General features: G+C 73.9%; 8 protein-coding genes and 1 pseudogene. 4 read left to right on the forward strand and 5 right to left on the reverse strand.

Annotation, left to right across the window (positions count from 1 at the left end; all coding sequences use genetic code 11):
- Positions 1-92 precede the first annotated feature (92 nt).
- Positions 93-713, forward strand: a pseudogene (locus ACWEN3_RS37480) (hypothetical protein); the annotation flags it as partial.
- 34 nt (positions 714-747) lie between these two features.
- On the forward strand, positions 748-1,383 hold the full coding sequence (locus ACWEN3_RS37485) for an HAD family hydrolase (protein WP_452980505.1): 636 nt from the start codon (positions 748-750) through the stop codon (positions 1,381-1,383).
- Here ACWEN3_RS37485 and ACWEN3_RS37490 read toward each other — a convergent pair.
- A complete protein-coding gene (locus ACWEN3_RS37490; protein WP_452980508.1) occupies positions 1,353-1,610 on the reverse strand; it encodes a hypothetical protein in 258 nt (85 codons plus the stop codon). The genes ACWEN3_RS37485 and ACWEN3_RS37490 overlap by 31 nt on opposite strands.
- 165 nt (positions 1,611-1,775) lie before the next feature.
- On the opposite strand from ACWEN3_RS37490, the gene ACWEN3_RS37495 reads away from it, so the two are divergent.
- Positions 1,776-2,159 (forward strand): cold-shock protein, encoded by a 384-nt coding sequence (locus ACWEN3_RS37495; protein ID WP_452980511.1) that lies wholly within the window; start codon positions 1,776-1,778, stop codon positions 2,157-2,159.
- A 7-nt stretch (positions 2,160-2,166) separates the two neighbouring features.
- Here the strand turns inward: ACWEN3_RS37495 and ACWEN3_RS37500 are convergent, their stop codons facing one another.
- From ACWEN3_RS37500 to ACWEN3_RS37515, 4 genes are all read right to left on the reverse strand, one after another.
- Entirely contained in the window at positions 2,167-3,060 is an 894-nt protein-coding gene (locus tag ACWEN3_RS37500; RefSeq protein WP_452980514.1) for a 1,4-dihydroxy-6-naphthoate synthase, read from the reverse strand.
- Complete coding sequence (locus ACWEN3_RS37505) at positions 3,057-3,797, reverse strand: futalosine hydrolase (RefSeq protein ID WP_452980517.1); 741 nt, start codon at positions 3,795-3,797, stop codon at positions 3,057-3,059. Before ACWEN3_RS37505 ends, ACWEN3_RS37500 begins: the two co-directional genes overlap by 4 nt.
- Positions 3,770-4,243, reverse strand: a complete 474-nt coding sequence (locus ACWEN3_RS37510; protein ID WP_452980520.1) for a DUF2771 domain-containing protein — start codon at positions 4,241-4,243, stop codon at positions 3,770-3,772. The genes ACWEN3_RS37505 and ACWEN3_RS37510 overlap by 28 nt, the downstream gene beginning before the upstream one ends.
- A 105-nt stretch (positions 4,244-4,348) precedes the next feature.
- Entirely contained in the window at positions 4,349-5,749 is a 1,401-nt protein-coding gene (locus tag ACWEN3_RS37515) for an MFS transporter (protein WP_452980523.1), read from the reverse strand.
- Between the two features lie 299 nt (positions 5,750-6,048).
- Here ACWEN3_RS37515 and ACWEN3_RS37520 point away from each other — a divergent pair, with 299 nt between their 5' ends.
- Positions 6,049-6,975: a DUF3027 domain-containing protein gene (locus ACWEN3_RS37520; RefSeq protein ID WP_452980525.1), complete on the forward strand. Its 927-nt coding sequence runs from the start codon at positions 6,049-6,051 to the stop codon at positions 6,973-6,975.
- Positions 6,976-7,060 lie beyond the last annotated feature (85 nt).

Genomic DNA, 7,060 nt, shown 5'->3' on the forward strand with positions numbered 1-7,060 from the left:
CCGCGCGGTAACCCGCTGCTGCGGCATGGCGAAGAGCGCTTCTCCGGTGGCGAGCGCTTCTCCGGTGGCGAACGCCTCTGCGGCGGCGAGTGCCTTTCTGGTGGCGGGTGGCCGACGGCCCCTTCACCGGCTCCTTCCGGGACACCGACCCGGTGCCGGGGTTCGTCGGCGGTGTGGAGATCCCCGACCTGCTCAAACGGCCGCCGCAGGAGACGGAGAAGAAGGCCGAGGACCCCTCGGCCGAGGCGGAGCCGGCCGGCACCGAGGCCGCGCCCGCGCGTCGCCGCCGCCTGTTCTCCCGCCGGGGTCCCGCCCCGGCGGACGCCCCCGCGGGGACCCCGGCGCCCGCCCGCCGTCTGCTGCCCGGTCCCGCCGCCGGCTGGTCCAACCCCCTGCTGCTGCTGGCCGCCGCCGCGCTGGTCGCCGGGGCCGTGCTCGGCAACTGGTTCGCGCTGCTCGGCGGCTGGCTGATCGCCTACACCTCCCGGCGCCTGAGCCCCGCGGAGAGCAAGTGGGCCGTCCTGGTCCTCCCCGGCGCCGCGGCCGCGGCGGGACTGGTGTGGCTCTGGGGCCGGGAGAACGGCCGCTGGGGCACCCCGATCGCGCACGGCCACATGAACGACGCCCTCACCCAGACCTGGCCCTGGGTGGTCCGCGGCGCGGCCGTGGCCTCGGCGCTGTACCTGGTGTGGCGCTCGCAGCGCAGGGGCTGAACACCCGCCGGGCTCGTCGTACCCACCCGGCAGAATGTCCCCCATGGCCTCCCTCACCGTCGGTTTCGACCTCGACATGACCCTCATCGACTCCCGTCCGGGCATCCGCGCGTGCTACGTGGCGCTGTCGGAGCGCACGGGGACGTACATCGACGCCGATCTGGCGGTGACCCGGCTGGGGCCGCCGCTGGTGGAGGAGCTGGCCAACTGGTTCGCGGCGGAGCGGGTGCCCGCGATGGCGGACCTGTACCGGGAGATGTACCCGTCCCTGGCCGTCGCGGCCTCTCCCGCCATGCGGGGCGCCCGGGAGGCGATCGACGCGGTGCGGGCGGCCGGCGGGCGGACCATGGTGGTCACGGCGAAGTACGAGCCGAGCGCCAAGCTGCACCTGGCCCACCTGGGCATCGAGCCGGACGTCGTGGTGGGCGACCTGTGGGCCGAGCAGAAGGCCCGGGCGCTGCGCGAGTACGGCGCGGGCGTGTACGTCGGCGACCACACCGGGGACGTGCGCGGGGCCCGTACGGCGGGCGCGCTGTCGGTGGCCGTGGCGACCGGCCCCTGCCCCGCCGACGACCTGCGCGCGGCCGGGGCGGACGTCCTCCTGGACGACCTGTCCGCCTTCCCGGCCTGGCTGGCGGGCTACCGCGGGGCCGAGGCGTCCCGCGCCTGACGCCGCCCGGCGGCGATCGAGCGCAGCACACCCGCGGCGGCGACGAGGAAGCCGACGCCCATGAGCATGCTCAGCCCGTACATGTAGGTCGGAAATGGCTTGGCGCCGAGGAACAGCGGGACCATCGTGACCAGGGTGGCCAGGGCCCCGATGAAGAACACGACGGCACCGGCACGGATCAGTCCGTCACCGGGCCCGGCGGAATTCGTTTGGGTTTTGTCACGCACCGGACCAGGGTAGTTCCCTGCGCGAGAGAACGACCGGGGGACGTCTTGTCACCCGGTCGAAGACCATTAGCCTGGGTAGCGGCGGGTCGTGGTCGACCCGCTCTACTGCTATCAAGAGCCGTTTCCGAAGTAGTTTTCCCGACGAGTACGAGGACGAGGACAGACGTGCCTACCGGCAAGGTCAAGTGGTTCAACAGCGAGAAGGGCTTCGGCTTTCTCTCCCGCGACGACGGCGGTGACGTCTTCGTCCATTCCTCGGTTCTCCCCGCCGGAGTCGATGCGCTCAAGCCGGGACAGCGCGTGGAGTTCGGCGTCGTCGCCGGTCAGCGCGGTGACCAGGCGCTGTCGGTGGTCGTGCTCGACCCGACCCCGTCGGTCGCCGCCGCCCAGCGCAAGAAGCCGGACGAGCTGGCCTCGATCGTGCAGGATCTGACGACCCTCCTCGAGAACATCACGCCGATGCTCGAGAAGGGCCGCTACCCGGACAAGACCTCCGGCAAGAAGATCGCCGGCCTGCTGCGCGCGGTCGCCGACCAGCTGGACGTCTGAACGGCCGTCAGGGAAACGCGAGCGCGTTCGGTCCGAGGGGCGGCACCAGCCCCTCGGCCGCGGCGCGCGTGAGCAGGCCGCGGACCGCGGCGTAGCCGTCCTCGCCGAGGCCGGCCGTGAACTCGTTGACGTACAGCCCGATGTGCTGGTCGGCGACGGCCGGGTCCATCTCCTGCGCGTGCGCCATGACATACGGCCGGGAGGCCTCCGGGTCGTCCCAGGCGGCCCGGACGGAGGCGCGGACGGAGTCGGCGAGCCGCGTCAGCTCCGGCGCGCCCAGCGAGCGCTTGGCGACGATCGCGCCCAGCGGGATCGGCAGCCCGGTGGTGCGCTCCCAGTGCTCGCCCATGTCGGCGAGCTTGTGCAGCCCGTAGTTCTGATAGGTGAAGCGGGCCTCGTGGATCACCAGTCCCGCGTCCACCTTGCCGTCCCGCACGGCCGGCATGATCTCGTGGAACGGCATGACCACGATCTCGCCGACCCCGCCGGGGAGCGTGTCCGCCGCCCAGAGGCGGAACAGCAGATAGGCGGTCGACCTCTCGCTCGGCACCGCGACCGTACGGCCCGTCAGTCCCCCACTGCCGAAAGCGTGGGAGGTGCCCCCGGCCCCCGGCTCCCGGGTGAGCACGAGCGGCCCGCAGCCCCGGCCGAGCGCGCCGCCGCAGGGCAGCAGCGCGTACTCGTCGAGGATGTACGGCAGGACGGCGTACGACACCTTCAGCACGTCGAACTCGCCGCGCTCGGCCATGCCGTTGGTGATGTCGATGTCGGCGAAGGTCACGTCCAGCGCGGGCGCGCCGGGGACGCGGCCGTGGGCGAGGGCGTCGAAGACGAAGGTGTCGTTGGGGCAGGGCGAGAAGGCGATCCGCAGCGCTCGGCTCTCGGGGCTCAGTGGGCTCATGTCGGGTTCCAACTCTCCAGTGCGGGCGCGAGCTTCCCGAAGGCCCCGGTGAGGGCGGCGAGGGCGTCGCCGATGCGCCAGGCGGCGCGGTCGCGTGGGCCGACCGGGTTGGAGACCGCGCGGATCTCCAGGACGGGCACCCCCTGGGCGCCGGCCGCCTCCGCGACCCCGAAGCCCTCCATGCCCTCGGCGAGCGCGCGGGCGTGCCGGGCGCGCAGCTCGGCGGCGCGGGCGGCGGTGCCGGTGACGGTCGAGACGGTGAGGACGGTGCCGGTAGGGGCGCCCAGGGCCTCGGACACGACTCGTACGAGTGATTCCGGCGGGCGATGGGTGACGGTCCCGAATCCGAGTTCGGTGACCGGGAGGAAGCCGTCGGCGGTCTCGGCGCCCAGGTCCGCCGCGGTGATCGCGTCGGCGACGACGAGCGAGCCGACGGGCGCCCCGGGCGCGAAGCCGCCGCCGATCCCGGCCGAGACGACCAGGCCGTAGGGGGCGCCGTCGAGGGCGGCCGCGGTGAGGGCGGCGGCGGTGGAGGCGGCGGCGAGGGCCGGGCCGACTCCGGCGGCGAGCAGGTCGGCACCCGCGGCCGTACGGCACAGGAGCGCGCCCGGCAGCCGTACCTCGTCGGCCCCGCCCGGGAACGCCCGCGCCACCGCGTCCCGTTCGGCGGGGACCGCGGTGGCGACGAGAACGCGTGCGGACGTGGTGATCAGGCCTTCTTGAGCTTGAACGACCACACGCCCTTGGCCGGGCTGCTGCCCATCTGGATCAGGACCGTGTTGGTGTCGCCCCCGGTGCCGTACTGCGCGTTGAAGAACGCGCTGCTCGGGATCGTCCGGTACGTCTCCTTGCTGGTGTCGGTGAACTGGCGGCCGTTCACCAGGAGGACCCAGCCGGCGTCCGCGATCTTCGGGTCGACGCCGATGCGGACCGTCTGGTCCTGGCTCACCGTGATCGTCTTCGCCTCGGTGGCCCTCTTGGCGCACTCGGCCAGCGACTTGGCGTCCAGCGCGTTGCCGTCGTTGTAGCAGACCGCCTCGGAGTTGACCGAGTCCCGGCCGACGGTGATCGTCGCGACGGGCGTGGGCTTCTCGCAGGCGGACAGAACGAGCAGTCCGGCGGAAACGGCGCCGGCGGCGGCGACGGCGCGGCGGCGTCGCACAGCGGATTGCAGCGTGGTCATGGCCGAAGGCTATCGGGCGCCCGGAGCCGTCCGCCCACGTGGGGTACGGCGTGCCCGGTTCGTTACGCCACCTGCGCCTTCGGCCGGGAGCCTATGTCCGGTTCGTTACGCCACGCGGGCCCGGGGCCGGTCGCCGTACCGGGCGGAGGCCACGAGTCCGCGCAGGGTGGTCAGCCAGCCGACCGCCACGAACGCGGCGCCGACCAGGAGGCCGGCCCTGCCGTTGAGCGGCATCACGATGCCGACCGCCCCGCCGAACACCCACGCCATCTGCAGCAGCGTCTCCGAGCGGGCGAACGCCGAGGTGCGCACCAGCTCCGGCACGTCCCGCTGGATCAGCGCGTCCAGCGCCAGCTTGGCCAGCGCCTGCGCGAACCCGGCGACCGCCGCGAGACAGGCCACGAGGAAGGCACCGAAGAACACCGCGGCCACGATCGCCGCGCCCAGCACCACCGCGACCACGGTGACGATGATGATCTCCGGCGCGCGTGATCTCAGCCACGCCCCCACCGCCGTCCCCAGCGCGTTGCCCGCACCGGCCGCGACCCCGACTATCCCGAGCGAGACCGCCGCGCTCTCGCCGGTCAGCGGGTGCTCGCGCAGCAGGAAGGCGAGAAAGAAGATCAGGAAGCCGGACAGACAGCGCAGCGCGGCGTTGGCGCCCAGCGCGTGCGTCACGGCGGGCCCCACCGTCCGCAGGCCCGGCCGCTTCGCCTGCTTGCGGTCCCGCCCGCGCAGATGCCGCTCGTCGGCCGCGAGCAGCGCCACGTCCTCGCCCCTGGCCGAGTCCACCTTGGGCGGCAGCGAGAACGACAGCGCCGTGCCCGCCACGAAGATCACGAAGGCGCCGTACAGCGGCCAGGGGTCGCCGACCCGGTGCAGCCCGGCCGCCACCGGCGCCGCGACCCCGGTGGCCAGCAGCCCGGCCAGCGTCACCCGGGAGTTGGCCTTCACGAGCGAGAACCGGGGCGGCAGCAGCCGCGGCACGACCGCGCTGCGCACCACCCCGTACGCCTTGGACGCCACCAGCACGCCCAGCGCGGCCGGATACAGCTCCAGGCTCCCGCTCGCCACCGCCCCGGAGATGACCAGCGCGAGCAGCGCCCGGGCCAGCATCGCCCCGGCCATCGCGGCGCGCCGTCCGTGCGGCAGCCGGTCCAGGAGGGGGCCGATGACGGGGGCGAGGACGGTGAAGGGCGCCATGGTGATCGCGAGGTACAGCGCGACCCGCCCCCGCGCCTCGTCGGTGGGCACGGAGAAGAACACCGTGGACGCCAGCGCCACGGTGATCATCACGTCCCCCGCGCCGTTCACCGCGTGCAGCTCGATCAGCTTGCCCAGCCCCGACTCGCCCGCGCCGTGCGCGTGTGTGGCCCTGCGGATGCCGCGCGCGGCACCGGTGACCGGAAAGTGCAGGGCACGCCCGACGGACCGGACGGCACCGCCCACCCGGCTCGCGCCGCCCCCCCGAACCCGACGCTTGTCCGCGGTTGCCACGTGGTTCATAGTGCCCCGAGAAGCCCCGGCATAGTGCGGATCCACCACGTATGGCGGCGAACCGTGCGATGATCCGGTGCCTTCCCGGCCGGTGGTCCCGGGCGGGAGGGCCGGAAAGAATGCCGCGGAGCGGCAACGAATCTCGTTCGGTGTAGCGTGCGTATCTCAGCCATAACGCAGAATGGATGGCAGAGGTGCGCCCGAGCGCGCGGATGCAGACGTCGATGCGGTCCCCAGGTCCGCTCCGTCGGCCAACCCGCCGGAGGCAGCCGCACTCGACGAGACGGCGTAGGAGAGAAGCGATACCTGTGAGCGCAGCGACCACGCGAAGCCGCACCCCCGACCGTCTGTGCGCCGAGGCGGTCGACCTCGCCAGGGCCGCCGCCGAGGAGGCGGCCGCACCCGGCGTGGTCGGCGAGCACACCGGACTCGTGTCGGAGGGCGACCGCGTCGTCACGCACTTCTTCGAGTGCAAGGAACTGGGCTACCGGGGCTGGCGCTGGGCGGTGACGGTGGCCCGCGCCTCCCGCGCCAAGGTCGTCACGCTGGACGAGGTGGTCCTGCTGCCCGGCCCGGACGCCCTGCTCGCCCCCGAGTGGGTGCCGTGGAGCGAGCGTCTGCGCCCCGGCGACCTCGGCCCCGGCGATCTGCTCCCCACCGACCAGGACGACCTGCGCCTGGAGCCTGGCTACACCGGCGAGGACCAGCCGGCGCCCACCTCGGCGGTGTCCGAGGAGATGGCGGAGCTGGCCGAGGCCGAGGACGCCGACGTGACCCCCGGCACGCCCGCCGTCCAGCCCACGATCCCGTCCCGCGGCTCGATCGCCGCGGTGGCGCAGGAACTGGGCATGCGCCGCGCCCGTGTGCTGTCCCGCTACGGTCTGCACAGCGCGGCGGACCGCTGGGAGGAGTCGTTCGGCCCCAAGACGGCCATGGCCCAGGCGGCCCCGGCCACCTGTCTGACGTGCGGCTTCCTGAACCCCATCGGCGGCTCCCTCGGCCAGGCCTTCGGTGTCTGCGCGAACGAGTTCGCCCCGGCCGACGGCCGTGTGGTCTCCCTCGCCTACGGCTGCGGCGGCCACTCGGAGGCCGCGGTCATGCCGAGGCCCCCGCAGCCGCCCCCGCCGGTCATCGACGAGACCCGGGTCGAGCCCTTCCCGCTCCGCCCGGCCCGCGACTCCGGCTCGGTCCCGGAGGCGAGCGACGAGGCGACGGCCGAACTCGGCCACTCGTAGCCCAGGCGCCCGCGCCCCACACGTACGAACCCCCACGCGCCCACCGTCCGGCCGGCCCGGCCGGTGGGCGCCGGAGCGCCCCGGC

This window comes from Streptomyces sp. NPDC004561 (genome assembly GCF_053602155.1).

Excerpts from the sequence above, each read along its gene's own strand:
- ACWEN3_RS37485 (WP_452980505.1), top strand. The coding sequence starts at position 748 with ATGTCCCCCATGGCCTCCCTCACCGTCGGTTTCGACCTCGACATGACC.
- ACWEN3_RS37500 (WP_452980514.1), bottom strand. The coding sequence starts at position 3,060 with ATGAGCCCACTGAGCCCCGAGAGCCGAGCGCTGCGGATCGCCTTCTCG.
- ACWEN3_RS37510 (WP_452980520.1), bottom strand. The coding sequence starts at position 4,243 with ATGACCACGCTGCAATCCGCTGTGCGACGCCGCCGCGCCGTCGCCGCC.
- ACWEN3_RS37515 (WP_452980523.1), bottom strand. The coding sequence starts at position 5,749 with ATGAACCACGTGGCAACCGCGGACAAGCGTCGGGTTCGGGGGGGCGGC.